The following is a 26,745-nucleotide window of genomic DNA, read 5'->3' as shown; positions in this document are numbered from 1 at the left end:
CTGAGACCGGCGCTGCGGCAACAGGGCGCAATGTCCGATCCGCGCATCATCTCTGTTGAACTCGACGAGGCCACGATTCTGTGGCGCAACGCCGATATCGAGCAGGAGCGCCGCATCGCGATCTTTGATCTGATCGAGGATAATTATTTCAAGCCGCTCAAGCAGCATGATGACGGCTATGCCGGCCCCTATCAACTGCAACTGAGCGTTCAGGAAGGCCGGCTGGTGATATCCATCGGCCGCGAAAACGGCGAGCCGCTGGAGACCCTGATTCTGGCGCTGGGCCGGTTCCGGCGTCCGATCCGAGACTATTTTGCCATTTGCGACAGCTATTATCAGGCGATCCGCAAAGCCAGCGCAGCGGAAATCGAGACGATCGACATGGCGCGACGCGGGGTGCATGATCAGGGCGCGGAACTGCTGGTCGAACGGCTCGAAGGCAAGATCGATGTGGATTTCAAGACCGCCCGCCGTCTCTTCACATTGATCTGTGTGTTGCATATCAAGAATTGAGTGATACGTCCGCTGCGTATCAGGGAACCAGGGTGACCGTTAGAGCCATGAGAAAAAATCTGTTCAGCCTTGCCGCTATCGTCGTGGTTCTGCTGGTCATAGCCTTGATATTGCGCAATGTCGCGGTCAGCTGGGCACCGCCCCGCGACCAATATCCGGTCCAGGGAATCTCGGTAGACGAAAGCCACGGCACCATTACATGGCACGTTGCGGGCGCGACCGGAGTCGACTTTGCCTATATCCAGGCAACAGACGGCGCGGACAAGCGCGACGCGAATTTCGCAGCGAATATCGAAGGCGCGCGGGAGGCCGGCATCCGCTATGGCGCGCTCCATAACTATTCGCTCTGTCGTCTCGCGACCGATCAGGCGACCAGCTTCGTAACCACTGTACCGCGCGGCGAAAATATGCTGCCGCCTGCCATCCGCCTCGCCTTCGACAATGGTTGCGGCGACCGCCCAGGCCGGGCCCTGGTGCTGAGCGAGCTCAATACATTTCTCAACCAGATCGAGTCCCACAGCGAGAAGCCGGCCATCATCGCGGTTTCGCAGGAATTCGAGGAGCTTTACAACATCAGCAGCGGTATCGACCGGACCTTCTGGCTCGAATCGAATTTTTTCCCGCCCGATTATGCCACCAAACCCTGGGTGATGTGGCGTGCCTCCGACATGCGCCGGATCAGCGGGGTTGACGGCCCGATAAACTGGAACGTAGTGCGTCCTTGATCATCAACAGGAATCCGATATGAGCATTTTATCCGACCGCTGGATCCGTAACGAAGCCAAACATTCCGGCATGATCGAGCCGTTTGTCGAGGGCCAGAAAAAGGAAGGTTGTATCAGCTACGGCCTCTCCTCCTACGGCTATGATGCCCGGGTATCGGACGAGTTCAAGATTTTCACCAATGTCGACAATGCGGTGGTCGATCCGAAGAATTTCAACGAGAACAGCTTTGTCGACCGCAAGACCGACTGCTGCATCATACCGCCGAACAGTTTCGCCCTCGCCCGCACGGTCGAATATTTCCGTATTCCGCGTGATGTGCTGGTCATCTGTCTCGGCAAATCGACCTATGCGCGCTGCGGGATCATCGTCAATGTGACACCGCTGGAACCGGAATGGGAAGGCCATGTCACTCTGGAATTTTCCAACACCAGCCCCCTGCCCGCCAAAATCTACGCCAATGAGGGTGCCTGCCAGTTCCTGTTTCTGAAAGGAAACGAGCCTTGCGACGTCAGCTATGCCGACCGTTCGGGTAAATATATGCGGCAAAAGGGTGTGACTCTGGCCAAGCTCTAGGCCATAGCGGGCAAAATCGATTCAACGATCAAACAATCTGCAGGAGAGCCGGTCATGTCCGTAGCAAAAGAATTCGACGTCATCATCTATGGTTCCACCGGCTATACCGGCCGTCTGGTTGCCGAATATATGGCGCAGCAATATGGCATTGGCGAAGACGCTCCGAAATGGGCGATGGCCGGACGGAGTCTGGAAAAGCTCGAGGAAGTCCGCGATCTTATCGGCGCGCCAAAAGACACACCGCTGGTCGTCGCCGATTCCGATGATGCCGCGTCGATCGACATGATGGCCAGCCGCACCAAGGTGGTGCTGACCACCGTCGGCCCCTATCAACTCTACGGCGACGAGCTCGTCGCCGCCTGCGTCAAGAATGGCACCCATTATGTCGATCTGTGCGGTGAACCGGGCTGGATGCGGGCGATGATCGACCAGCATCAGGAAGCGGCGGAAAAGTCCGGAGCGCAGATCTGTTTCTCCTGCGGTTTTGACTCGATACCGTTCGATCTCGGCGTGTTGATGCTGCAGAAGGAAATGAAAAAACGTTTCGGCAAGCCGGCAGCCCGCGTGAAAGGCCGGGTGCGCGCGATGGAAGGCACATTTTCCGGCGGCACGGCTGCCAGCCTGAAAGAAACCATGAAGGCGATTGGCAAAAATCCCGGTCTGGTGAAAATTCTGTCGAGCAGCTTCGGTCTGACCCCCGGTTTCGAAGGGCCGGATCAGCCCAATATGCTGATCCCGAAATATGACAAGACCATCGACAGCTGGGTGGCCCCCTTCATCATGGCGGCGATCAACACGAAAAATGTCCACCGGACCAATTTCCTGCTCGATTTCCCGTTCGGAGAAGATTTCAAATATGACGAAATGGTCGTGACGAGCCCCGGCGATCTCGGCAAACAGGCTGCGGAAATGGTGGCAAAAGCCAATCCTTTCGGCGGTGACGATGCGCCCAAGCCAGGCGAAGGCCCAACCAAGGAACAGCGTGAAAATGGATTTTATGACATCCTGTTTCTCGGCGAGACCCAAGATGGCGAAGCCGCCACCTTGTGCGTCAAGGGCGACAAGGATCCCGGCTATGGTTCGACATCCAAGATGATAGCGGAATCCGCGCTCTGCCTGGCCCAGGACAAGATTGCGAAAGGCGGCGGCGTCTGGACACCGGGCGCGCTGATGGGCAAGCAGCTGGTCAAACGCCTGGAAGCCAAGGCCGGTCTGAGCTTCGTCGTCGAAAGCTGACGGCGAACCGTGGCTGTCCGGACAGTCTCTGTTAATTAGTTGCGTGTTACGGAAATTTCGTGTCTCGCCCTTAAAACTCCGTATTTCAGGACAAATTTATTAGCATCATGCTGAATCGTCTTCTTCGCAGAAAAAAGGCTCCCAGCCCGATTGACCAGGCGACCATTCCCGACGGTCGTCGGGTTTATGCCATTGGCGATGTCCACGGCCGCAACGACCTGCTGCTCCAGCTCTTGGACCAGATCATCAAGGATGACAGCGAGCGGGACAATGCCGAAAGCGAGATCATCTTTCTCGGCGACCTGGTCGACCGTGGCCCGGACAGCGCCGGCGTGCTCGACACGGCAATGCGGATCAGGGAAGAATTGGGTAGTGTCCGCTTTCTGATGGGCAATCACGAGGAAGTCTATCTCGCGGCCGCGACCGGCGAGGAAAAGTCCGTGCGCTTCTTCAACCGAATTGGCGGGCGCGAGACGATCCTGAGCTATGACATCAGCATGAAGGAATATATCGAGCTCGATATGGTGCAGTTGGCAGAGCGCGTACGCAACCTGTTTCCTAAAGAGCATATCGATTTTATCGCGAGCTTCGAGGACCATATCACTATTGGCGACTATGCCTTTGTCCATGCCGGGATACGTCCCGGCCTGCCGATTTCCGAACAGCGGCAGAAAGACCTGCGCTGGATCCGCGAGGATTTCCTTGCCGTACAGGAAGCCCATGAAAAGGTGATTGTCTACGGTCACACCATATCGGAAGAGGTCGTGGAAGCTGGCAACCGCATCGGTATTGATACCGGCGCTTATTATTCCGGCAAGCTGACGGCCTTGGCCCTGCAGGGGACGGATCGCTGGTATCTCGACACCGCTGCATAGAGAAACGGCGGAACCGCTAGGCCCCGCCGTTTTAGTCTGAAACACAGACATTCATGATGGAATTTTAGCCGTTCAGGCGACTTGCGCGGTCGGAGCGAGCTCTTCTTCCATATCGCGCAGGACATAGCCCCTGCCCCACACGGTCTCGATATAATTCTCGCCGCCGCACGCCAGCGACAGTTTCTTGCGCAGCTTGCAGATAAACACGTCGATAATCTTGAGTTCCGGCTCGTCCATCCCGCCATAGAGATGGTTGAGGAACATTTCCTTGGTGAGCGTCGTTCCCTTTCGGAGGGAGAGCAGCTCGAGCATCGCGTATTCCTTGCCGGTCAGATGAACACGATTGCCATCGACTTCAACCGTCTTGGCATCCAGGTTCACGGCCAGCTTGCCGGTCCGGATGACGCTCTGCGAATGGCCCTTGGACCGACGCACAACCGCATGGATACGCGCGACCAGTTCGTCCCGGTGGAACGGCTTGGTGACATAATCATCGGCACCGAAGCCAAAGCTGCGAACCTTGCTGTCCATTTCGCTGATACCGGAAAGGATGAGAACGGGCGTCTGGACTTTCGCAACGCGAAGCTTCTTGAGTACGTCATAACCATGCATGTCCGGCAGGTTAAGATCGAGCAATATGATGTCATAATCATAGAGCTTGCCCAGATCGAGGCCTTCCTCGCCCAGATCCGTTGTATATACGTTGAAACCTTCGGTTGTCAGCATCAGCTCGATTGCTTTTGCAGTCGTTGGTTCATCTTCAATCAGCAGCACGCGCATCAGGCAGCCCCTTTTTCTTAATTGCTCGCTCCGGATCGATCATGTTGCCGACCCGATGGATCATTTATTAACCATAAGATGAATGAACGTAAAAGGTTAATTTTTCCCTAAGGCAGGATTCAGCACGAGTCGCGAGCAGCCCAGGGACTCTGTAACCCGCAGAAATGAGTCGTTTCAGGACTCCTGCCCTTCCCCGAAAAAAAATTAACATTTTGCTATTTCCGGCACCATTTTATCAATATCCGGCCCAAATCAGTCAGGATTTGATCCGGATATGTTTAAGATTGATGGTATTCTCACCGCTAATGACGGGCTTCGGCCACTGGGTCTGTCGCCCGGCGGAATATGCCGCTAGTAGCTTTACATGGTTGAAATTCCGGAAAGCGCGATAACCGAAACATTTCTCGCCGCCAGCGGTCCCGGCGGCCAGAATGTCAACAAGGTGGCCACCGCAGTACAAATGCGGGTGAATATCTATGCGCTCGGTCTGCAGCCATACGCCTTTCACAAGCTGAAAGCCCTGGCCGGTCGAAAGATGACCAGCAGCGGAGAGCTGGTGCTGACCGTGCGCGAATTTCGCACCCGCGAAGCCAATCGGGCAGAAGCCAGACGACGCGTGGCCGAAATGATCGAGCAGGCGCATCAACGGGACGCCCGGCGGATAAAGACCCGCCCGAGCCGGGCCGCCAAGGCACGCAGGGTCGATAAAAAGAAGAAAAAATCCTCGGTGAAGAAAATGCGCGGCAAGCCTGTCCTTGACTGAGCCCATGATTGACAGGCTGGCCTGCCGCATCTGAAACGGTTAAGAGGCCGCCAATCAAAACGAAGCCCGAAAGACGAACCATCTATGCTGGACATTGCAATCGATCCGGACCAACCGGCCGCAGAACTTTACGCCGACTTGACGTCTTTTGCCGCTGCCCTGGTGGACGGGGAACCGGATGCGATTGCCAATATGGCCAATATCGCCGCGCTGATCTGGCAATATGTGCCGGAACTCAACTGGGCCGGCTTCTATCGGGTAGTGGATGGTGAACTGGTGCTGGGTCCGTTTCAGGGAAAGACCGCCTGTATCAGAATCGCCATCGGATCCGGCGTTTGCGGGGCGGCGGCAGCCACGGGCAAGGTCCAGCGGGTCGCCGATGTCCATGCCTTTCCCGGTCATATCGCCTGCGATGCCGACAGTCGCAGCGAGCTGGTCGTACCGGTCTTCAAGGATGGTGTGGTCGTTGCGGTCCTCGATCTCGACAGTCCCCGCCCCGACCGTTTCCGGCAAGCGGACGAGGCCGGTATGGTCCGGATTATCGAGACAATTGCCAACAATCTTGGTTAACGACGGGGTAACCAACTTGCCCCATTTCGAGACAAAACGCTAAATCAACTCTATTTTACAAGCGGCTAATGGTCAAAGCCCCTGAAATTTGGTAAATGTTCATTAACCAGATTTCGATCGGACCTGCTTGGCGCATGTCTGAAACTAGGGAGTTGTTAACCATGAAGACCCTGTTACTTACCAGCCTTGCCGGTGTTTTTGCATTGGCACCTGGAGCGGCGATTGCCGCTATCGACTCGCCCCCTGACGGTGCCGCACCGCTTCCGGTCGACCTTTCCTTTGCTTCTCCGGAAGCGCTGGCCGATCCGGCTGCAGGCACCAAGTCCATGAAACGCATGGGCAACCGGCAGATGCGGAAAATGGGGAATATGGGACATGTGAAGGGTAATCGCCATGCAAACAGCTATGTGCGCCGCGGCCGCATGGGCTATGACCGCAATTACCGCAAACCCCACCGGGGTTTTCGCCTTCCCAGAACCTATATCCAGCCCAGCTATTTCATCGGTAACTTCGGCTATTATGGTCTCAGCCAACCGAATTACGGCTATGGCTGGTCGCGCTATTATGACGATGCCGTGCTGACCGACCGCTATGGCGTGGTCCAGGACGCGCGCTATAATGTCGACTGGGACCGCTACAATCAGGGCTATCAGGACGGCTATCGCGACGGATATGCGGCCTATGATCCAGGTGTATTCGCTGGTGATGACCGGGTCATCGCCACACCCGGCGCCTACAGGCACGGCGACCAGTCCACCTATCAGGGTGACTGGCAGGGAGCCTATCGCGAAGACGGCAGCTATCAGGGCGAATGGCAGGGGACCTATCGGGATGCCGACGGACAGGTCTATCAGGGACAATATTCCGGGACCTTCATCGGCGACGGCAATGTGACGCCCCACTGGAATTCGGAGAGCGAAGTCCGCGAAGGATATCATGCATCCTATCCGGACGAGCGCGGATATGATCGCCAGCGTGCGGAAGATTTGGCCTATCTTGAACGCTGCAAAGAAAGCAGCGGCATTGGCGGAGCATTGGTTGGCGGCGCGATTGGCGCCTTGGCCGGCAATCGTATCGCTGGCAGAGGCAACCGGCTGGCCGGATCGCTGATCGGCGGCGGAGTAGGCGCGGTCGCAGGCGCGGCAATCGATCAGGGCACCGATCGCTGCCGCAAGCTGCTCAAGCAATATGGATATGACCAGCAGCAAACAAGCCGGCATCGGGAATATAGCCGCGAGTATCCGCCGGTACAGCATCATAGCCCGCAGCCACCTCAGGGTCATCCAGTCTATCCCAGTGGCTGGAACGGACAATATAGCCCGGCCTATTATTATCCGCAGGCGCAACAGCCCATGGTGACGACCATAGTCATTCAGTCAGCACCGGTTACGACCACAACGACAACGACCTATATCGAAGAGGAAGTGGTCTATTCCCAGCCGAAGCAGAAGAAGCGCTGGAAACCGGCGGCCAAGAAAGTCTGGAAATCGGCACCGAAGGCCGTACCGCTGAAAGGTTGTCAGCAGGCCCGCTGCCTGTACGATTGATCCACCAATCCATGAACACAAAAAGGCCTGCCAACCACATCCGGTTGGCAGGCCTTTTCATATCTTTATGATTTTATAAGCCTGGTCCGTGATCGAACGGTCAGCCGGGGCATTGCGCCTTGATAAAGGCGGTCGCATCCAGACGCTGCCATCCGTCGGGACCAAGCCGCTCGAGCGGACGGAACCGGACCTTATACTCCATTTGCGGCGAGCCATCGACCCAGTAGCCGAGATAGACATAGGGCAATCCGGCAGACCGGGCGCGCAAGATATGATCCATGATGATATAATTGCCGAGACCGGCGCGCTCGCCATGTTCCGCGTCGAAGAAACTGTATATCATCGACAGGCCATCACCCTGTTGGTCAGTGAGGCAGGCTCCAACCAGACGGCCCTTGCTTCCGTCTTCTGTCGGTTCGCGATATTCGATCACAAAACTTTTAACTGGAGACTGCTCGACCATGTCGGAATAGTCCATCTCGTCCATTTCCGCCATGCCACCACCTGGGTGGCGCTTGGCGAGATATTTCTGCAGCAATTGAAATTGCTCGTCGGTGGCCCAGGGCTCACAGGCTTCGACCACCAGATCATTATTGCGGCGGATCAGCTTTCTTTGCGTGGCACTGGGACGAAATTCGTCCGTCAGGACCCGAACCGAGACGCAGGCTTTGCAGTCCAGGCAACTGGGCCGATAGGCCACATTCTGGCTGCGCCGGAACCCGATCCGTCCGAGCGCATCATTCAGTTCTTCTGTATGGGGGCCGTTCAGCTCGGTAAAAACCTTGCGTTCACTTTTTCCTGGCAGATAGGGGCATGGGCTGGGGTTTGTTACAAAGAATCGCGGAAAGCGAACGGGTGCAGTCACAAAGCCAGCCTTTTGTTACATTCTTGAGAATCGACCAGCTTAATATGCCGCCCGACACACAAAATGAAAAGGCGATTTACCACAATCGTTCACAATAATAGCGATCAGGCAATTGCAATAAAAACGGGGCAAAAATTGCCCCGTTTTCATTTCAGAACATATTTGTCCTGTCGGCTCAGGGGCTTGTAGGCTCATCGTCACCGTCGGCAATGATGATGATGCCCGCGATCACCGCAGCAGCCGCCAGAAGCGCGATCAGAATGCCATTTTCGCCTTCCAGCTTTTCGAGACTTCCTGGCGTAGCGTCGGTCCGCTGGATAGCAGAGGAAACGCTGTTGCTTGATTGCGCGGCAACGGGGGAAGCGGCCAACGTGAGGGATGCAAGGCTGGCAGCCATAGTAGCGAATTTCATATAATGCTCCAATCAGGTCTTGTGTAAGATTTAAAAGTCCGGAACCGAACTTCGATGCGCCCTGTTGAATTCCGGAGGCTTTCCCAAACAGTCAGCCTCCGTGAAACCTTATTTATCCTAATTGCCGATTCGTCGCAACAAGGTTGCGAAACTGATTGGCCAATCGAAAAACCATTCCCTATCCGGCCCGAATGATCACTTCCGGACATAGGCAGGCTTGCCTGCTATCCATGTCTGCATGACCTGCATTTCCCGGATCTGGGCCGGTGTCGCCAGCATGATATCCTGCTCGACTATCAGAAAATCCGCCCTTTTACCGGGTTCCAGCGTTCCCAGCCGATCTTCTGCAAAGGCAGCAAAGGCCGCGCCATAGGTATAGGCCTGCCAGGCTTGTACGCGATTCAGCCGCTCTGCCGGCATCCACCCGCCGAACGGCTGACCGTCGGCATCCTCGCGGGTCATCGCCGCCGCCAGCCCGGCAAAGGGATTGGGGGATTCCACCGGAACATCGGTACCGAACGCCAGGCGGGCACCGGAATCGGCCAGTGATTTCCAAGCATAGGCACCGTTCAGGCGGCCCGGCCCAAGCCGCGCTTCGGCCATCAGCCGGTCGGAAATCTGGTGCACCGGCTGCATCGAGGCAATCGTGCCGGTAGCAGCAAAACGGCCGATATCGACCGGGTCGATGATCTGCGCATGCTCAACCCGCCACCGCCTATCGCCCTTGTAGGTGACCCGCAATTCCTCAACCGCCGATAAAATCTCGTCATTGGCCCTGTCGCCAATTGCATGGACCGCGGTCTGGAAGCCGTCCATGGCGGCGCGGCTCATCTTGTTCTTGAGTTGCGCCGATCCGAGCATCGCCAGCCCGCGTTCGCCGGGCTTGTCCGCATAGGGTTGTTTCAGCAGAGCGCCGCGCGAACCCAGGGCACCATCGAGATATAATTTGACCCCTGCCAGTTTCAGATGATCCTCATAGAGCCAGGGTGAAGGCGCCGGGCCGGCAATCGCGACCATGTCCTCGATACCCGAGGCATAAGATATGATCCGGATCTTCAACTGGCCCTTGTCCCCTGCCCGGCGAAAGCTTTGCCAGTCCTGCATCGTCGTGCCCATGTCGGCGATCGACGTCACGCCATTGGCCAGCAAAATTCCCTGCGCCTTGGCAAACGCCAGATCGCGCTCCACCGGACGCGGCGCGGGGATCGCAGCCTCGAACAATGTCATTGCCGCATCAACGAAAATACCGGTTGGCTTGCCACCGACCTTCTCGATCGAGCCGCCGCTGGGTGATTTGGTAGAATTCGAGACATCTGCGGCCTTCATCGCTGCGCCATTGACCCAGGCCGCATGTCCGTCGACGCGGGAAAGATATACCGGGCGGTCGGAGACCACGCCATCCAGCTCCGCCGCCGTCGGGAAACGACCGAGCCCCCAGATTTCCTGGTTCCAGCCATTGCCGATGATCCAGGGCTTGCCCGGATTATCAGCAGCATATCGAGCGATCTTGGCGAGCGCTTCGTCCAGCGTCCTGCTATCGGATAGATCCAGCGTCAGTGCGCCAAAGCCCATGCCCATGACATGGCCGTGCGCATCAAAAAAGCCGGGGATCAACGTGCGGCCCTTGCCGTCAAACTGGAAATCCACCTCGCGCGGCCGCTTGTCCTTGCGGTCTAGCAGTTGCTTCACCCTGCCCTCGTCGTCAACCAGCAGCGCGGCAAAGCGGATCAGCTTGCCTTCGGCGTCGAGCGTCATGCCGTTGACATTTTCAATCAGACTGTCGGCCAGTGCTGCACCGGGCAGAAGGAAAATGCTCGCTGCTATCGCGCCGCAAATCGCGCCCGTTTTCTTCAACCCGCCGATCATATCCTGCACCCTCTCTATTGTCGTTTCGGGAGGCGGGATATCAATGAACTCGTATCATTGCGCCCGCCGCCGGCGGCCTGCACCTCGGCATAAAATTGGTCAACCAGCGCCGCGACCGGGATCGTCGCACCATTGGTCCGGGCTTCTTCCATCGCCAGCCCCAGATCCTTGCGCATCCAGTCGACGGCAAACCCGAAATCGAACTTGTCTTCGGCCATGGTCGCCCAGCGATTGTCCATTTGCCAGCTTTGTGCTGCACCGCCGGAAATTGCCGCGTAAACCTTGTCGAGATCGAGCCGGCTGGCCTGGGCAAAGCGCAGCGCCTCGGACAGGCCTTCCAGTACTCCGGCAATGGCGATCTGGTTGCACATTTTTGTCGTCTGGCCGGCGCCGGTACGACCGACATGGACGATCCGCCCGGCATAAGCGGTCATGATCAGTTCGGCCGCGGCAAAGGCTTCTGCGCTGCCACCGCACATGATCGATAAAGTGCCGTTTTCCGCGCCGGCCTGACCGCCGGAAACCGGTGCGTCGACGACATGGATTCCGCGCCCCTCCGCTTCTACCGACAATTGCCGGGCAATCCGTGCCGATACGGTTGTGTGGTCGATGAACAGGGCAGCGGCAGCCATCGTCGAAAAGGCGCCATCGCGTCCCATGGTGACTGAGGCAAGATCATCGTCATTGCCGACACAGGTGATTACTATCTGCTTGTCGCGCGCTGCCTCGGCGGGGCTTTCGGCGATTTTTCCGCCATGTTCGGCCACCCATGTCTCGGCCTTGGCCCTGGTCCGGTTATAGACGGTAAGTTCGTGCCCGGCTGCAGCCAGATGTCCGGCCATCGGGCCACCCATCACCCCGATCCCGATAAATGCAATTTTTGCCATAATATTCCCCAAGCTGTTGCACGGCCATAATCATTGTTTCCCTCGATGACCAGATGCGTTAGGGGCACAGGCGATATGAATGATATGCAAAAATCCGCCCTTCCCTCCTTCGATTTCGAGGACGTCAAAGCCGCCCACGACCGGATCAAGGATCGTGTCGTCCATACGCCGACGCTGAAGAGCATTACCCTGTCCGAACTGAGCGGTGCCGAGGTCTATCTCAAATTCGAGAATCTTCAGTTCACCGCCGCTTATAAGGAGCGGGGCGCGCTGAACGCCTTGTTGCTGATGGATGAAAGCAAGCGCAAGGCCGGCGTCATCGCCGCATCCGCCGGCAACCATGCCCAGGGGCTGGCCTATAACGCCAAGAAACTTGGCATTCCGGCGACTATCGTCATGCCAAGCACCACACCGATGGTGAAGGTCGAGCAGACCCGTGGCCATGGGGCCGAAATCGTCATCTTTGGTGGCAATTATGACGAAGCTTACGCCCATGCCATGGAGCTCGCTGACCAGCGTGGCCTGACCTATATCCACGCGTTCGACGATCCGCGTGTCGCGGCCGGTCAGGGTACGGTGGCCATCGAGATGCTGGAAGCCATTCCCGATCTCGATCGCCTGATCATCCCGATCGGCGGCGGCGGGCTATTCTCCGGCATGGCAACCGCAGCCAGCGCCATGAAACCGGATATCAAGATGACCGGCGTCCAGGCCGTGCTCTATCCCAGCATGTATGGCAAGCTGACCGGCAAGCCCGTCACCGCCGGCGGCGACACGCTGGCCGAGGGTATCGCCGTGCGCAATCCCTCCGAATTTACCGCCGCAATCATCCAGAAATATATCGACGAGATTTTGCTGGTCAGCGAAGCCCAACTCGAGGGCGCGGTCAGCCTGCTGCTGCAGATCGAGAAGACCGTGGTCGAGGGTGCCGGCGCCGCCGGTCTCGCGGCGCTGCTCGCCAACAAGGAAAAATTCGCCGGCGAAAAAGTCGGCCTCGTCCTGTGTGGCGGCAATATCGACACCCGGCTGCTGGCCAATGTCCTGCTGCGCGATCTCGCCCGTTCGGGCCGCCTCGCCCGTCTCCGCCTGCATCTGCGCGACCAGCCCGGCGCGCTGTACAATGTCGTGAAGCAATTTGCCGAGCATGAAGTGAATATCATCGAGGTCTATCACCAGCGGGTGTTTACCAACCTGCCGGCAAAGGGCCTGATCACAGACATCGAATGCGAAGCCAAGGACCGGGAGCAACTGGAAGGCCTGATCGCCGATCTCAACAAGGCGGGCTATGATGTGCGTCAGGTAGAACTGGCCGATTGAGCGATTGATGCGAGTGAAAAATTGTTCGAACGTCTGAAAGTCGCGTCCCAGTACATCCTGCCAAAGCGGGGCCTTACCAGCTTGGCCGGTCGCATTGCCGAGGCGGAACGGGGTGCGCTGACGACCCGGCTGATACGCTGGTTTATCGGCAAATATGCGGTCGATATGAGCGAGGCCGGAAATCCGGACATCGCCAGCTACAACAGCTTCAACGCCTTCTTCACCCGCCCGCTCAAGGCCGGCGCGCGACCGATTACGGAAGCGGATTTTGCCTGCCCGGTGGATGGCGCGATCAGTCAGCTTGGCGCTATTGATGACCACCATATCCTTCAGGCAAAGGGTCATCTGTTTACGACCACCGCGTTGCTGGGCGGCGATACAGCTCTGGCAGCAGAATTTCGCAACGGCAGCTTTGCCAATGTCTATCTGTCGCCCAAGGATTATCATCGCATCCATATGCCTTGTGACGGCAGGCTCGAGAGCATGACCTATGTACCAGGCGCACTGTTTTCCGTTAACCCCGCCACGGCGCGCGGCGTGCCCAACCTGTTCGCGCGAAACGAGCGGGTGATATGCGTGTTTGATTCACCGGAGCATGGCAGGTTCGCGATGGTCCTGGTCGGTGCTACCATCGTTGGCAGCATGGCAACGGTCTGGCACGGCGTCGTCAAGCCAAAGCCAGCGAGCAAGATCACGCAGTGGACCTATGCCGACCAGAATATCGCGCTCGAAAAGGGCGAGGAGATGGGACGTTTCCTGCTCGGCTCTACGGTAGTCATGCTGTTTCGTCCGAACACCATCGCTTTTTCCGCCGACTGGGCGCCGGAGCGACCGGTACGGCTCGGCGAAACAATGGGCCATCGTCCCGGTTTTTGACGTCTATCGATAGCTGATGTTACACAGAGCCGAGCGCGCGTGCGCACGGTTAGTCCACAATGGTCTCAGGAATTTCAGCATTTAGCCTGAGATACCGGCAAAGCAGACATTGCGCTCGCTTTGTGGGGCCTTCGGCTAACGCCCCAGTATCGGTCATTCATGATATCTGGCTCTAGTGTCCGCTTTGGGCGCAAAAGGAGACCTTAATTGCAGCGGCCAATATTGTATCTTAAGATGCGATCATGACGACAAAGCAAGAAAAAGCTCGACGAATGTAAATCAGAAAGAAAACTGGTTCAAGAGCAATCGTCCCTCCAGCCAAAAATGATTACCGAAGAGGTGGTTATTTGGTTGCACATGCTTGCTTTAGTTGTCGCACGAGTTTCAAAGTCGAACCGCGAGACGATTTAGCACCCTGCCCGAACTGTAGCTCCCCGCTAGCATTGATGGGTAGATCGTTCAAAGCTCCGAAAAAATCCAACATCATGCAGTGGAGGAAAGTCGAAAAACTGTGGCTGGCCGGTATCCGTTTTCCAACGAACTCGTACAAACGATTTCCATGGCCAAAAAGATGGCAAGACGTTGATAAACTTCTCGATGAGGTTCCGAAAACCATACAGTGGTATCACGAAGTTTATCGACCTCGACAACTCAAGCTTGAGCGCAAAAACGAAAAATCTATATGATGCAGGCCTAATGTCCGCTTTCGAAACGAAGCCGCCGTTAAAAATCGCAGATGTCAATTTCTGCTCCCCACCCAATCCCGGCCACCCCACGAACCCATGAATGCCGTCCGCTTTCGAGATATCGCGTACCTAGTCCAAACGGTTGTGGTACCCTCGGCATCGCGCATGCCGCGCCAGATCTGAAGCGTCTGACCACCAACCTCGATAAAACGGTCCTTGACGTCCGGCAGGTGGAACGGACGGACCGGATCAAGTGAACGGTTCGAAGCCGTGGCGATCGGGAACATCTCCGCTCAACGGCATGGCGGCGAGCACCCGGTCGAAGGCACCGGTGAGAATCTTCAACCGGCGGGGCATCGTCGTCATATCCAGCGAAAGCGCCATCGGATCGACACGCCTGGGAACGACGCCAAAGCCGATCATCAGGTCGATCCAACTCTGCTCGTCGAATATTTCGCCTTCAAAGGCGACGAACCGGCCCCGGCTCCGAAACTGATCAATTTTTTTGGCCAGGCTGTCCGGCATTGGCTGCGAGGCAAAGCCTGACCATGGTCCATCGCTCCGCCCGTTGAGCGCAAAGGGCAACAGGATGAAATCACGTATCTGCTCCACAACGGTCAGCTGCCGCCGGTTAAATGCCCTGGCCTCGACCGCCATGCCGGAGCGATTGGGCAGCAGATCCGCAAGAATGACAGTCTGCTGATGCAATATCGTCATGTCGGCAGATAAAAAGGGCCCGAGACAAGCCGAGGCACTGCCCAGTCGCACGAGATTGCCGTTCCAGGGTCGCCCGCAATAGCCGGGATCCAGCCGGCTCTCCTGAGCATCGCGGCCGACAAGCGCCTGCGCTTCTTCACTGGTCATAATACCGGACCGGTAGAGGAGCTGCACGCTGTTGCTTTCGCGCAGCGGCGCGCTGATAAGCAATCCTCCCTCGATCGCCTGCGCCACAACATGGTTGTCGTCCCCGCACCATGGACCGGCTTTGCTGGCAGATACCAACCGGTCAAAAGGCAGCCGTCCGGCGATGGAGGTCCAATCCGGATTCAGGATATCATTGGTCAGCCGGCTCAGGTCTCCGGACAGATCGATAAAGAAATCGGCATCCACGACAGCGCCGTTGTCGAGTGAAATCCGGCGGATGGTTCCGCTATCCGTGCACATATTCACGGCCTGTGGCCTGGCCTCGACAATCTTCGCCTGCGTCCGGTCAACACGCTGTTTGCACATTGCGGCATATTCGGCCCGGTCAATCTGGACGGTTGGTCTCAACATGTTGAGCGGGGAACGCGGATCGGGGGACTGAAACGCGAATTTGCCGGCTGCCAAGGCCCGGGCGGGCAATCGAAAGGGCTGGTAGAGATAGGGCAGTCGCTCTCGCTGGTCGTAAAGCTCCGCCGCCCGCAGCATGATCTGGTGAATAGCGATATCATCGACCGCCGGCAGGGTCCCCGACCCGGCCAGGAAAAAGCGGCTGTCGCCATGCTGCCAGTCCCTTAACTCGCATCCCAGAGTAAAAACCGCGCTATTGGTCTTTTGCAGGTCCTCGGCACCGACACCAAGCCTCGCCAGCAGCGGATCATCGAGGCGGATGGTAACGGCCGCCGGTTCGACCGGGACCGCGTCTTCTACCAGAACCAGCGCGATATTGTCCGGCAATTCATGAGCGAGCAAGGCCGCGACCGGCCAAAGCTCGCAGCTCTTTCCGAAAAGAGCGATCCGCCTTACCCGTTGCTTTTCTCCGCTCATTGCATGTCCCCATTCGAACCAGCAAATTTAGCCCGATAAGTTTCGATAAAGGCGAGATGTTCGCTCATCCGCCCGGCACTATCATCAATCGCGGCTTTGATCCGCTGAAGCGCAGCAGAACGGCGATCAGCAGCCATGGCATCAACCCGCAAATCCCAGGTTTCGGGAAGGAGATTCTGGCCGATGAAGACGGACAGCCAACTTGCTGGCTGAAACAGACCCTGATCATATTGCGGGACCAGTCCGCGCCGTTCAAACGCTTCGACCTTCTCGCGCAGGCTGTCAGGCCAGGCCATCTCCCGCATGTCCCGCCAGAACGGCTCCTCGCGCTGGTTGAGTACATAGTGCAACATCAGAAAATCACGCACACGATCAAATTCAAGATCCATCAACCGGTTATATTCGTCGGCATCCGAAGCGGCGCACTGCTTTTCGGGAAACAATGCGAGCAGGTTCATGATTCCACTCTGGATCAAGTCGATGCTGGTCGATTCCAGCGGTTCGAGAAAACCGCCGGACAGGCCGATGGCGATGCAGTTACGGTTCCACAATTTCTTGCGCTTGCCGGTCTTGAAGAACAGTTGTTTCGGTTCTGCAATCGGCTCGCCCTCCAGATTGTCCATCAGCATGTCGACCGCGTCCTGATCACGGATATAGCGGTCGCAATAGACATGACCGTTGCCGATCCGGTGCTGCAGCGGAATGCGCCACTGCCATCCGGCAGAGCGGGCAGTCGAGCGGGTGAACGGACCGACCGGATCGCCGATCGCGCAGGGAACGGCAAAAGCCCGGTTGCAAGGCAGATAGTCGCTCCAGTCGGCAAAGCCCGTTTGCAGTTCCTGTTCGATCAGCAGTCCGCGAAAGCCGGAACAGTCAATGAACAGGTCACCCGTTATCTGCTCGCCGGATTCAAGCGTGAGCGAGCGGATGAAACCATTGTCTCCGTCGCATTTTACCGACACGACCTTGCCCTCGATCCGTCGGGTCCCGCGCGCCTCTGCATATTCGGCGAGAAACACGGCATAGAGGCTGGCATCAAACTGGAAAGCATAGGAATAAGACTGCAAAAGCGAGTCCGGATTGCCCGGCGGCAGATTGAATTTCAGGCGCCGTGCCGCCTCGATGGGCAGGCTGTAGCGGCCGAATTCTTCCGCCGCGCCTTCCGCCCGTGCTTCGACCCAGTAATGATGAAAGTCAGCCGGACCGATCGGTTCGCCGTGCACGCCAAACGGGTGGATATAGTGATCACCTGTCTTGCCCCAGTCGCGAAACTCTATGCCAAGTTTGATGGTTGCGCTGGTTCGCGCCATCAGTTCCGCTTCCTTGATCCCGAGCATCCGGTTGAAGTCGCGAATTTGCGGTAGCGTTGCCTCGCCGACACCCACGGTGCCGATTTCCGCCGATTCTATCAGACGGATATTCGTACCGGTCGTTCCGAGCCTGTGGGAAAGCGCAGCTGCCGTCATCCAGCCCGCCGTACCGCCGCCGACAATGACAATCTCCCGGATGCTTTGTTCGGAGCGGTCTTTCAATGCGTTTCCCCGATGCTTGCTTGATCAAGACAAGGGACAGACTGCCCGATTATTGCCCTTTCGCCAAACGGATAATCAGCGCGGTGCGGTAACCCCGGCATCACGCATCCCGCGCCATATCTGCATGGCCTGAACCGTTTCGGGGACGTCGTGCACCCGGACGATCTGTGCGCCTTGCTGGATGGCGTGGTGGGCAAAAGCGATCGAGCCACCGAGCCGCTGGTCGACCGGCGCTTCCTTGGCTAGCGCACCGATCATCCGCTTGCGGCTGGCACCGATCAGCAACGGCTGGCCGAGCGCGTGGAACATCGCGATATTGTTCATCAGGGCAAGATTGTCGGTTAGTGACTTGCCGAAGCCGAGGCCCGGATCGATGATGATCTTGTCGCGCTCGAAGCCTGCCGCGACCACCTCGGCGACCCGCTGCTCCAGCCAGTCGAGCGTATCGGTGACGATATTGCCATAGCCCTCGCCCTTGTGCGGGTCCTTGCCGCTGGAGGGCGCGTGCATCAAGACCACCGGGAGACCGGACACGCCGGCCACTTCGAGCGACCTCTTGTCGTGCAGCAAGGCCGAGACGTCGTTGATCAGATGCGCGCCTGCGGCGATCGCTGCCTCCATCACCGCCGCCTTGCGCGTGTCGACCGAAAGGACAGCACCGCAATGGGCCAGTCGTTCGACGACCGGAACCACGCGCTTGATTTCATCGCCTTCCCAGACCGGATTGGCACCGGGCCGCGTGCTCTCACCGCCAATGTCGAGGATCGAGGACCCGGCAACCGCCATCGCCAGACCGGCTTCGGCCGCTTTTTCCGGATCATCCTGGTGCTTGCCGCCGTCGGAGAAACTGTCGGGCGTTATATTGAGGATGCCCATGACATGCGGTTGATCAAAGCGGATCGTCCGGTCACCACATTGTAGCGCCGGGTGCTGGCGGGTAAGATTGGCGAATAATGTCTCCGCGCGCTGCGCCAGCGGCTCCGGAAGCGCATGCGCCCATTCCGGCCATTGCGTGATATTGACCAGACCTCGCCGGTTTGGACAACCGGCCTCGACTATCAAATATTCGATCTGAGAAAACCAAGTTAAACTATTGTTTAAACGCTGGTTTTTATCGGTATGCCATTGCGGACTATCTACCAGTCCAACAGGTTTCAGATAGAGCCTGCTATCCGCTCCACATGCTTCCAGTTCTTCCAGTTGGCTCATGATGTCACCCCTATCAGGGTTCGGTGGCCAGCAAATAGGTCTGCCGCAGATTGTCGATCGGCTTCAGGTCCTTGCCATCCTTGTAATACCAATAGGTCCAGCCGTTACAGCTCGGAGCATCCTGCACGGCCGCACCGATCTTGTGGATCGAGCCTTCCTGGCCTTCCCAGATTACCGAACCGTCCGCCCGGACCTTGACCTTGAACTTGCGGTTCTTGCTGCACAGTTCGTCACCAGGCTTCAGATAGCCGGTTTCGACCAGCGTTCCGAAAGCAACCCGCGGCTTCGCTTTGGGTGACTGCATGGTTTTGAGTGCGCTTTCGTCAAGTGGCAGGGCTTCGGCGATGCGCTGTTCGGCGACTTCGCAATAGCTGTCCTCTTTTTCACAACCGATCCATTCACGTCCCAGACGCTTGGCAACCGCTCCAGTCGTACCGGTGCCGAAAAACGGATCGAGCACCACGTCTCCGGGATTGGTCGTCGCCAGCATCACCCGGTAAAGCAAAGCTTCCGGCTTCTGGGTCGGATGCGCCTTGGTCCCGTTGCGTTTCAGCCGTTCCTGACCGCCGCAGATCGGCATTACCCAGTCGCTGCGCATCTGCAATTCGTCATTGAGATTCTTCATCGCGCGATAGTTGAACGTATATTTCGACTTTTCCGATTTCGACGCCCAGATCAGGGTTTCATGCGCATTGGTAAAACGGGTGCCCTTGAAATTCGGCATTGGATTGGCCTTGCGCCAGATGATGTCGTTGAGGATCCAGTAACCGAGATCCTGCAGCGAAGCGCCGACCCGGAAGATATTGTGATAGCTGCCGATCACCCACAGGGAACCATCGGGCTTGAGAATGCGTCGCGCTTCCGCCAGCCAGGCCTTGGTAAAGGCATCATAGGCGGCAAAGCTGTCAAACTGGTCCCAGGCATCGTCCACAGCGTCTACCTGCCCGCCTTCCGGACGGTAAAGATCACCCCCCAGTTGCAGGTTATAGGGCGGATCGGCGAAGATCATATCGACCGATGCATCGGGAAGCGATGCCATTGCCGTGATACAGTCCATCTTCAGAATCTGCCCGAGCGGCAGTTCGGCCGCCTTCTTGGTAGTACGTGTTCCAGCGCTTGGCGCGGTGCGTGTCTTGGGCGCCTGAATGCGCTCGATAATCCCCATGAAACTCAATTCCTTTTTTCGATCGCGCCCGTGGTGAGTCCCAAATCGCCCGCGGTCAAGGCCGTTAACATAGGTTAAAGGCGTATCTTAATGGTTAACGGAAACTTTGCCGACGAGAACGAAACGAGTCCGTCACCAGATATGGAGTCGCCGCCGCCGGACGCGACTCAATCCCTAGTGGTGTGGCGCAAAAGACTCGTTGGCGAAAATTCTTCGGAAAAAATCTGGAATTTTTCAAAAATCAAATTTGTTTCACAAAAGCCGCATTCGGACTATAAACGTAAAAACCAGTAAAGCTCGGATGAGCAACAGCCCAGGGGCCGGTGAACAGATGGCACGCAATTTTCGCGATCAGTATCAACATGAAAATGGCATTTCCCAGGAAAGCGACGAACCCCGTCCGCATCCCGGCGTGATCGTCGGCGGCGCAGCCGGACGCGAGAAACGCAAGGAATATGCGATTGTCTTCGGCTCCAAGATTTTCGGCTCGATTGCAGCCATCTGGTATATGTTTACCTATGATACCGGCTGGGTCGAATGGTCGGCTTTCATCGCCGGCTATATCATACTGATGCTCGGCATAGTGCTCGGCTTCCATCGCTATTATTCGCACAAGGCCTTCGAAACCTCGGTGCCGATGCAATATATCCTGGGTGGAATGGCGCAGATGTCGATCCAGTCGTCGGTCTTGCGCTGGGCCACCGACCACCGCCGACATCATGCTCATACCGATGAAATCGGAGACGTGCACAGCCCCTGGCTCGATGGCCGCGGCCGCCCGACCAGCAGGCTCAAGGGCATGTTCCATTCCCATTTTGGCTGGTTCATGGACGATTGCGTCACCGACACCAGCATCTATGGCAAAGGCCTGGCCGACAATGATGTTGTGCTCTGGCTGCACAAGACCCGTTGGTACTGGCTGGTTTTCTCGCTGATTATCTTCCCCGGTATCTGGGGCCTTGTTTTCGGTGGCTGGGACCATGTAATCAGCACTATCCTGATCGGCGGTTACTTCCGGACATTTGTCGTCCTGCAGATCACGCTCGGCATTTCCAGCTACGCCCATGTGGTCGGATCACAGCGCCATACCAAGGGTGTGGGCACTGCCAAGAACAGCTTCATATTCTCGCTGCTGACGCTGGGCGAAGGATGGCATAACAACCACCACAAGCATCCGCGCGCCAGCTTTCAAGGCATGGCCTGGTGGGAGATCGACATCGCTGGCTATATCCTGCTGCTGCTGGAGAAAATGGGTCTGGTGTGGAACGTCACCCGCCAACCGAAATATATCAAGAGCGAGAGCGGCGAATGGGTTCTGGCAGAGCGCAAGATCGCGCCAAAACGCGCGGAAGTCGAAGCCTAGAGCAATTCCATCTGGGACACTGGAGCGAAGCTTCTGCGGTGCAGTGGTGTCGGTCCATATTGCCTGAGCGCCGCCAGATGCTCGGCCGTGCCATAGCCCTTGTTCCGTTCCCAGCCATATTGCGGATATTGCTCGGCTGCGGCGATCATCAACCGGTCGCGAAATTCCTTGGCGAGAATGGAGGCGGCCGAAATACAGGGATGCAGCGCGTCCCCGCCAATCACCGCTTCGGCTGAATAGGTCCATTTCGGCAAGCGGTTGCCATCGACCAGCACATGATCGGGGACGGCATCCAGCCCTTCCACCGCGCGTGTCATCGCCAGCATCGTCGCCTGCAAGATATTGATCTCGTCAATCTCGGCCTCGCAGCATTGGGCAATCGAGAAACGGGCACAATCCATGATCTGCTGCTCGAGCCGCGCCCGTTTTTTTGCCGTCAGTTTCTTGCTGTCATCCAGCTCTGCGATCATGCGATCGTCGGGCAGGATGACGGCGGCTGCAACCACGGGCCCCGCAAGTGGCCCCCTGCCCACTTCGTCAACGCCCGCGATCACCGCTCCTCATCCTGAAAATCGGTGACAAACTGGTGGCCAAGCGGGCCGCTGCCTTCACCGAGCCCCGGCGCTTCCAAAATCGCGATACGGGTGAATGATATGGCCTGCTCGAACGCTGCGTTCAACGCCAGTCCGCGACCGAGACCGACCGCCAGCGCACTGGCGAAGGTGCAGCCGGTACCATGGGTTTGGCTGCTATCGATCCGTTTCCCTTCAATCCGTCTGACCAGGCCGCTTGGTGCATGAAGCTCGTCAATGACCACGGCCCCCTCTCCATGTCCGCCCTTGATCACCAGATGGCAGCCATGGCCTAAAATCTCATCCTTGCCGCCCAGCGCTTCCAGTTCCGGCAGATTGGGCGTAACCACTGATGCCACGTCCATCAGCTTGCCAAACGCCGATATTGTCTCTGCGTCCGCCAGGATGCTACCGCTCGTCGCGATCATCACCGGATCGAAGACAATGGCGATGCCCAGCTTCTGCAGATAGTCCGCCACCGCCAGCGCTGCCTCCGCGCTCCCGATCATGCCGATCTTGACCGCATCGACTCCGATATCGCTGACCACGGATTCCATTTGCTGGATGATCATTTCGGTCGGCAGCTGGTGGACGGCCTGCACGCCGAGCGTGTTCTGCGCGGTAATCGCAGTGATCGCTGTCATTGCGTGACCGCCCAGCATGGTAATGGTCTTGATATCCGCCTGGATACCGGCCCCACCGCCGCTGTCCGAGCCGGCAATCGACAATATCCGCGGACAGCGAGTGGTCACAGGAATAATGGCCCGACCTGGACGATTAAAAACCATTCAAGAGCGCCGGCGAGCAGGACGATGGGAAGCCAGAACCGGCGGAAAAAACCGCGCGCAAAGATATAGACGAGCAGCGTCACGAGAACCGGCAGGATCAGTCCCATCACCACAATGGTTCTGGCATCCATGGCGTCGAGGAATCCCAGCATCAGCTCGCAACTTCCTCTACTACCGCGCAAATCCGGTCAACGACAGCATTTACCTGAGCCTCGTCGTCACCTTCGGCCATCACCCGGATCAGCGGTTCGGTGCCCGATTTGCGGATCACCAGACGGCCGCTGCCTTCGAGTTCCCTTTCCGCTTCCGCGATCACCGCCTTGACCTTTTCGCTCTCGAGCGGCTGGCCGTCACTGTAACGCACATTCTTGAGCAATTGCGGGACCGGATCAAAAAGATGCAGCAATTCGCTCGCCGGTTTGCCGCTATCGACCAGTTCACCGAGCACCTGAAGCGCGGCAACGGTGCCGTCTCCGGTGGTTCCGTGATCGAGCAGGATCATATGCCCCGACTGCTCGCCGCCGACATTATAGCCGCCCTTCTTCATCTCCTCCAGAACATAGCGGTCGCCGACCTTGGCCCGCACGAGATCGAGATTCTGCGCGTTGAGAAATCTTTCCAGCCCGAGATTGGACATCACCGTGGCAACGATACCGTCCCCGCGGAGCAGGCCGTTCCGGCTCCAGCTCCAGCCGAGCAGAGCCATCAGCTGGTCGCCGTCGACCACCTGGCCCTTTTCGTCGACCACGATCAAGCGGTCCGCATCCCCGTCCAGCGCGATACCAATATGCGCGCCGGAAGCAACGACGGTCTCCTGCAAGGTCGCGACATCCGTCGACCCGCATTTGTCATTGATGTTCAAACCGTTGGGACTGATCCCGAGAGTCACAACTTCGGCGCCCAGTTCCCAAAGCGCAGAAGGCGCCACCTGATAGGCCGCGCCATTGGCGCAATCGCAAACGATCTTCAGGCCATCCAGACGGATATGATCGGGCAAGGACATTTTGACGGCGTGAATATAGCGGCCGCGCGCATCTTCGAACCTTTTGGCGCGGCCGATATCCGCTGCCGGCGCAAGTTTTGCCTCTTCTTCAAGATAGGATTCGATCGTGAATTCATCTTCGTCGGACAGCTTGAATCCGTCCGGCCCGAATAATTTTATGCCGTTGTCATAATAGGGATTATGGCTGGCCGAAATCATCACGCCCAGATCGGCCCGCATCGAACGGGTCAACAGCGCCACTGCCGGCGTTGGCATAGGACCAACCTGGACAACGTCCATTCCGACGCTGGTAAAACCGGCGACCAGCGCATTTTCCATCATATAGCCCGACAACCGGGTATCCTTGCCGATGACCACACGGTGCCGGTGGTTGCCCCGCTGGAAATGCCGACCGGCGGCCTGCCCTACCTTCATCGCGATTTCGGCTGTCATTGGATGTGCATTGGTCAGACCGCGAATGCCGTCGGTACCAAAAAATTTCTTCGCCATATTCAACTATGTCCCGCCATGATCGCGCCCGTTGCGCCTATCTCTAGCCGATGGATCGGCAGGAAACCAAGAGACAATGGCGATGACAGCAAATTTTACGAACAATCGCCCCTTGCCAGCACCGCCGCGCCATGGTTGATGGTCCGCTTCCATACCATGAAGGGGCAAACCATTGAAAAAAGCGCTGATCATATTGCTCGCTCTGGTCCTTGGCATCTTGACCGGCCTGTACGCCGGTTCCCGAAACGTCCTGCTGGTCGAAGCGGCCGATGTGGTCGGCAATATGTGGCTCAATGCTTTACGAATGACGGTCATCCCGCTTGTATTCACCTTGCTCATCGTCGGAATTGGCAAGGCGGCATCCATGGCTCGCGCCGGACGGATGACCGCGCGGGCGATCGGGTTCATGATCTTCATCCTCTGGTGTTCGTCGGCCATGGCGGCGTTGGTTACCCCTGCCTTGCTCGATCTGTTTCCGCTTAACGGTGATGCTGCGGCGGCTCTTCGCACCGCGCTGGGAAGCGCGGCTGCGCCGGGCGACGTCCCGCCGTTCAGCGAATTTCTCCGCGCCCTGATCCCGACCAATGCCATTGCGGCCGCAGCCGAGGATGCGGTGCTTCCGCTGATGGTCTTCGCCTTGGCATTCGCCTTTGCCATTACCAAATTGCCGGAGGCGCAGCGGCTCATGCTCGACCAGTTTTTCAATGCGGTTGCCAATGCCCTGCTGATCCTGATCCAGTGGGTGCTTGCGCTTGCCCCCCTCGGCGTTTTCGCGCTGGCTCTGGGTGTCGGCGCCACCGCCGGTCTGGCAGCTTTCGGGGCCTTGCTTCACTATGTCCTGATCGTCAGCAGCGTCGGCGCTGTGGTCTGGATATTCAGCTATGTCCTCACCTATATCGGCGGGAGACGTGGCCCCATTGCCTTTTTCAAGGCCTCGGCCCCCGCCCAGGCGGTCGCGATTTCAACGCAAAGCTCGCTTGCATCACTACCGGCCATGGTTAGCGGTGTGAAAGCGATGGGTGTGGGCGAACGGTCCGCCGATGTCGTCCTGCCGATTGCTGTTGCCCTCTTCCGGGCGACCGGTCCCTGTATGAATCTGGCGGTGGCGATCTATATCGCCCATCTGATCGGTATAGAATTAACCTTCCCGATGCTGGCGATCGGTGTTGTGGTCGCCGCCATCACCACCATGGGAGCGGTCAGCCTGCCGGGGTCGATCAGCTTCATCACATCCATTGCCCCCATCTGTATCGCCATGGGCCTGCCCATCGAACCACTGGTTCTGCTTTTGGCGATCGAGACCTTTCCTGATATCATGCGGACGGTCGCCAATGTCAGCACCAATATGAGCGTCACCGCCACAATCGGCAGAAGCGAAGGAGATTTGACATGAAATATCGCAAACTCGGACCGGAACTGGAAGTGTCAGCGCTCGGTCTCGGCTGCATGCCGATGGCGGGTATTGGCAAAAGCATGTACGGAGCGGCCAGCAGCGCCGAAAGTCTGGCGACCATCGACCGGGCAATCGAGCTGGGCGTCACCTTTTTTGATACCGCAGAAGTCTACGGTCCCTATCTGAACGAGGAACTGCTGGGCCAGGCGATCAGCGGTCGCCGCGACCGCCTGATCATCGCCAGCAAATTCGGTTTCGCGATCAAGGATGCTCAGGTACGCGGGGTTGATTCCACGCCGGCCAATGTGCGCCGGGCCTGCGAGGGGTCCCTGAAGCGGCTGGGTATCGACACCATCGATCTGTTTTACCAGCACCGCGTCGATCCCAATGTGCCGATTGAGGAAACGGTCGGCGCGATGGCCGACCTCGTGACCGAGGGCAAGGTCCGCTATCTCGGCCTGTCGGAAGCCGGAGCCGCCACGCTGAAAAAGGCCCATGCGACCCATCCGATAGCCGCTCTGCAATCCGAATATTCCCTGTGGGAGCGCGGCGTCGAGGAAGATATCCTGCCGGTCTGTCAGGATCTTGGCATCGGCTTTGTGCCCTATAGTCCGTTGGGCCGCGGTTTTCTCACCGGCCAGATCAGCAGCCGTGACGATCTTCCGGAGGATGATTATCGCCGCAATGATCCGCGCTATTCGGAAGAAAATTTCGCGCTGAATATGAAGCTGGTAGACGTGGTCAAGGCGGTTGCCGCCCGGCATCACTGTTCACCCGCGCAAATTGCCCTGGCGTGGCTGTTGGCGCAGGGCGACTTCATTGTTCCCATTCCCGGTTCGAAGCGGCGGGCCACGCTGGAAGACAGCATGGCAGCGGTCGATATCGAACTCACCACAATCGATCTCGACGAACTGGAAGCTGCGGCACCGGTCGGGGGCACCGCAGGTCCGCGCTATGGCGAGACCATGATGTCGATGGTCCGGCTCTAGC

At 57.8% G+C, this 26,745-nt stretch carries 27 protein-coding genes; 14 read left to right on the top strand and 13 right to left on the bottom strand.

Annotation, left to right across the window (positions count from 1 at the left end):
- The first annotated feature begins 30 nt into the window (after positions 1–30).
- The 5 genes from ACHZCJ_RS02320 (at position 31) to ACHZCJ_RS02300 (ending at position 3,923) form a co-directional block, all read left to right on the top strand.
- Complete coding sequence (locus ACHZCJ_RS02320) at positions 31–513, top strand: UPF0262 family protein (protein WP_089134646.1); 483 nt, start codon at positions 31–33, stop codon at positions 511–513.
- A 47-nt stretch (positions 514–560) separates the two neighbouring features.
- Positions 561–1,238 carry a GH25 family lysozyme gene (locus ACHZCJ_RS02315; RefSeq protein WP_321323550.1) on the top strand — a complete coding sequence of 226 codons (678 nt, stop codon included), beginning with the start codon at positions 561–563 and terminating at the stop codon, positions 1,236–1,238.
- A gap of 19 nt (positions 1,239–1,257) precedes the next feature.
- Positions 1,258–1,812, top strand: coding sequence for a dCTP deaminase (gene dcd / locus ACHZCJ_RS02310; protein ID WP_159643115.1), 555 nt, complete (start codon positions 1,258–1,260; stop codon positions 1,810–1,812).
- A gap of 54 nt (positions 1,813–1,866) precedes the next feature.
- Complete coding sequence (locus tag ACHZCJ_RS02305) at positions 1,867–3,048, top strand: saccharopine dehydrogenase NADP-binding domain-containing protein (RefSeq protein ID WP_321323547.1); 1,182 nt, start codon at positions 1,867–1,869, stop codon at positions 3,046–3,048.
- 107 nt (positions 3,049–3,155) lie between these two features.
- Positions 3,156–3,923 carry a metallophosphoesterase family protein gene (locus tag ACHZCJ_RS02300; RefSeq protein WP_321323546.1) on the top strand — a complete coding sequence of 256 codons (768 nt, stop codon included), beginning with the start codon at positions 3,156–3,158 and terminating at the stop codon, positions 3,921–3,923.
- Between the two features lie 72 nt (positions 3,924–3,995).
- On the opposite strand, the gene ctrA is transcribed toward ACHZCJ_RS02300, so the two are convergent.
- A complete protein-coding gene (ctrA, locus tag ACHZCJ_RS02295) occupies positions 3,996–4,703 on the bottom strand; it encodes a response regulator transcription factor CtrA (RefSeq protein ID WP_100094627.1) in 708 nt (235 codons plus the stop codon).
- 364 nt (positions 4,704–5,067) lie between these two features.
- Between ctrA and arfB the strand changes: the two genes are divergently transcribed.
- From arfB to ACHZCJ_RS02280, 3 genes are all read left to right on the top strand, one after another.
- Positions 5,068–5,466, top strand: coding sequence for an alternative ribosome rescue aminoacyl-tRNA hydrolase ArfB (arfB, locus tag ACHZCJ_RS02290; RefSeq protein ID WP_159643121.1), 399 nt, complete (start codon positions 5,068–5,070; stop codon positions 5,464–5,466).
- Between the two features lie 84 nt (positions 5,467–5,550).
- Positions 5,551–6,036, top strand: coding sequence for a GAF domain-containing protein (locus tag ACHZCJ_RS02285; protein WP_159643123.1), 486 nt, complete (start codon positions 5,551–5,553; stop codon positions 6,034–6,036).
- Positions 6,037–6,197: 161 nt separating this feature from the next.
- Entirely contained in the window at positions 6,198–7,583 is a 1,386-nt protein-coding gene (locus ACHZCJ_RS02280; protein ID WP_321323540.1) for an RcnB family protein, read from the top strand.
- Between the two features lie 100 nt (positions 7,584–7,683).
- Here ACHZCJ_RS02280 and ACHZCJ_RS02275 read toward each other — a convergent pair whose 3' ends face one another.
- The 4 genes from ACHZCJ_RS02275 to ACHZCJ_RS02260 form a co-directional block, all read right to left on the bottom strand.
- The gene (locus tag ACHZCJ_RS02275; RefSeq protein WP_321323538.1) at positions 7,684–8,448 is read right to left on the bottom strand and encodes an arginyltransferase; all 765 of its coding nucleotides are present in this window, start codon (positions 8,446–8,448) and stop codon (positions 7,684–7,686) included.
- 175 nt (positions 8,449–8,623) lie between these two features.
- Complete coding sequence (locus ACHZCJ_RS02270; protein ID WP_321323536.1) at positions 8,624–8,860, bottom strand: hypothetical protein; 237 nt, start codon at positions 8,858–8,860, stop codon at positions 8,624–8,626.
- Between the two features lie 195 nt (positions 8,861–9,055).
- A complete protein-coding gene (locus ACHZCJ_RS02265) occupies positions 9,056–10,726 on the bottom strand; it encodes an amidohydrolase (RefSeq protein ID WP_321323535.1) in 1,671 nt (556 codons plus the stop codon).
- Positions 10,727–10,740: 14 nt separating this feature from the next.
- The gene (locus ACHZCJ_RS02260; protein WP_321323533.1) at positions 10,741–11,613 is read right to left on the bottom strand and encodes an NAD(P)-dependent oxidoreductase; all 873 of its coding nucleotides are present in this window, start codon (positions 11,611–11,613) and stop codon (positions 10,741–10,743) included.
- 75 nt (positions 11,614–11,688) lie between these two features.
- Here ACHZCJ_RS02260 and ACHZCJ_RS02255 point away from each other — a divergent pair, with 75 nt between their 5' ends.
- Positions 11,689–12,930, top strand: a complete 1,242-nt coding sequence (locus tag ACHZCJ_RS02255) for a threonine ammonia-lyase (protein ID WP_394700013.1) — start codon at positions 11,689–11,691, stop codon at positions 12,928–12,930.
- Between the two features lie 81 nt (positions 12,931–13,011).
- Entirely contained in the window at positions 13,012–13,806 is a 795-nt protein-coding gene (asd, locus tag ACHZCJ_RS02250; RefSeq protein ID WP_394700012.1) for an archaetidylserine decarboxylase, read from the top strand.
- Between the two features lie 935 nt (positions 13,807–14,741).
- Here the strand turns inward: asd and ACHZCJ_RS02245 are convergent.
- From ACHZCJ_RS02245 to ACHZCJ_RS02230, 4 genes are all read right to left on the bottom strand, one after another.
- Positions 14,742–16,241 carry a tryptophan 7-halogenase gene (locus tag ACHZCJ_RS02245; RefSeq protein ID WP_321323527.1) on the bottom strand — a complete coding sequence of 500 codons (1,500 nt, stop codon included), beginning with the start codon at positions 16,239–16,241 and terminating at the stop codon, positions 14,742–14,744.
- Positions 16,238–17,773: a tryptophan halogenase family protein gene (locus ACHZCJ_RS02240; RefSeq protein ID WP_321323525.1), complete on the bottom strand. Its 1,536-nt coding sequence runs from the start codon at positions 17,771–17,773 to the stop codon at positions 16,238–16,240. Before ACHZCJ_RS02240 ends, ACHZCJ_RS02245 begins: the two co-directional genes overlap by 4 nt.
- Positions 17,774–17,848: 75 nt before the next feature.
- On the bottom strand, positions 17,849–18,982 hold the full coding sequence (gene folP / locus ACHZCJ_RS02235) for a dihydropteroate synthase (protein ID WP_321323523.1): 1,134 nt from the start codon (positions 18,980–18,982) through the stop codon (positions 17,849–17,851).
- Positions 18,983–18,995: 13 nt separating this feature from the next.
- Positions 18,996–20,147: a site-specific DNA-methyltransferase gene (locus ACHZCJ_RS02230; RefSeq protein ID WP_321323521.1), complete on the bottom strand. Its 1,152-nt coding sequence runs from the start codon at positions 20,145–20,147 to the stop codon at positions 18,996–18,998.
- Positions 20,148–20,237: 90 nt separating this feature from the next.
- Here ACHZCJ_RS02230 and ACHZCJ_RS02225 point away from each other — a divergent pair, with 90 nt between their 5' ends.
- Entirely contained in the window at positions 20,238–20,441 is a 204-nt protein-coding gene (locus ACHZCJ_RS02225) for a hypothetical protein (RefSeq protein WP_321323519.1), read from the top strand.
- Positions 20,442–20,448: 7 nt separating this feature from the next.
- Complete coding sequence (locus ACHZCJ_RS02220; RefSeq protein WP_159643143.1) at positions 20,449–21,510, top strand: acyl-CoA desaturase; 1,062 nt, start codon at positions 20,449–20,451, stop codon at positions 21,508–21,510.
- Here ACHZCJ_RS02220 and ACHZCJ_RS02215 read toward each other — a convergent pair.
- From ACHZCJ_RS02215 to glmM, 4 genes are read right to left on the bottom strand one after another with little or no spacing between them, the layout of a single operon-like run.
- The gene (locus ACHZCJ_RS02215) at positions 21,507–22,064 is read right to left on the bottom strand and encodes a ribonuclease HII (protein WP_321323517.1); all 558 of its coding nucleotides are present in this window, start codon (positions 22,062–22,064) and stop codon (positions 21,507–21,509) included. The two genes, ACHZCJ_RS02220 and ACHZCJ_RS02215, sit on opposite strands and share 4 nt — an antisense overlap.
- Complete coding sequence (gene thiD, locus ACHZCJ_RS02210) at positions 22,061–22,834, bottom strand: bifunctional hydroxymethylpyrimidine kinase/phosphomethylpyrimidine kinase (protein WP_236553858.1); 774 nt, start codon at positions 22,832–22,834, stop codon at positions 22,061–22,063. Before thiD ends, ACHZCJ_RS02215 begins: the two co-directional genes overlap by 4 nt.
- The gene (locus ACHZCJ_RS02205) at positions 22,831–23,022 is read right to left on the bottom strand and encodes a hypothetical protein (protein ID WP_159643149.1); all 192 of its coding nucleotides are present in this window, start codon (positions 23,020–23,022) and stop codon (positions 22,831–22,833) included. Before ACHZCJ_RS02205 ends, thiD begins: the two co-directional genes overlap by 4 nt.
- Positions 23,022–24,362, bottom strand: coding sequence for a phosphoglucosamine mutase (glmM, locus tag ACHZCJ_RS02200; RefSeq protein ID WP_159643151.1), 1,341 nt, complete (start codon positions 24,360–24,362; stop codon positions 23,022–23,024). The genes ACHZCJ_RS02205 and glmM overlap by 1 nt, the downstream gene beginning before the upstream one ends.
- A gap of 172 nt (positions 24,363–24,534) precedes the next feature.
- Between glmM and ACHZCJ_RS02195 the strand changes: the two genes are divergently transcribed.
- Positions 24,535–25,755: a cation:dicarboxylate symporter family transporter gene (locus tag ACHZCJ_RS02195; protein WP_321323511.1), complete on the top strand. Its 1,221-nt coding sequence runs from the start codon at positions 24,535–24,537 to the stop codon at positions 25,753–25,755.
- Entirely contained in the window at positions 25,752–26,744 is a 993-nt protein-coding gene (locus tag ACHZCJ_RS02190; protein ID WP_321323509.1) for an aldo/keto reductase, read from the top strand. Before ACHZCJ_RS02195 ends, ACHZCJ_RS02190 begins: the two co-directional genes overlap by 4 nt.
- The last annotated feature ends 1 nt before the right edge of the window (position 26,745 follow it).

This window comes from uncultured Parasphingorhabdus sp. (genome assembly GCF_963677535.2).
Taxonomy (GTDB): Bacteria; Pseudomonadota; Alphaproteobacteria; order Sphingomonadales; family Sphingomonadaceae; genus Parasphingorhabdus.
The sequence above is the reverse complement of the archived record's forward strand: the minus strand, read 5'-3'. Positions and strand labels throughout refer to the sequence as shown.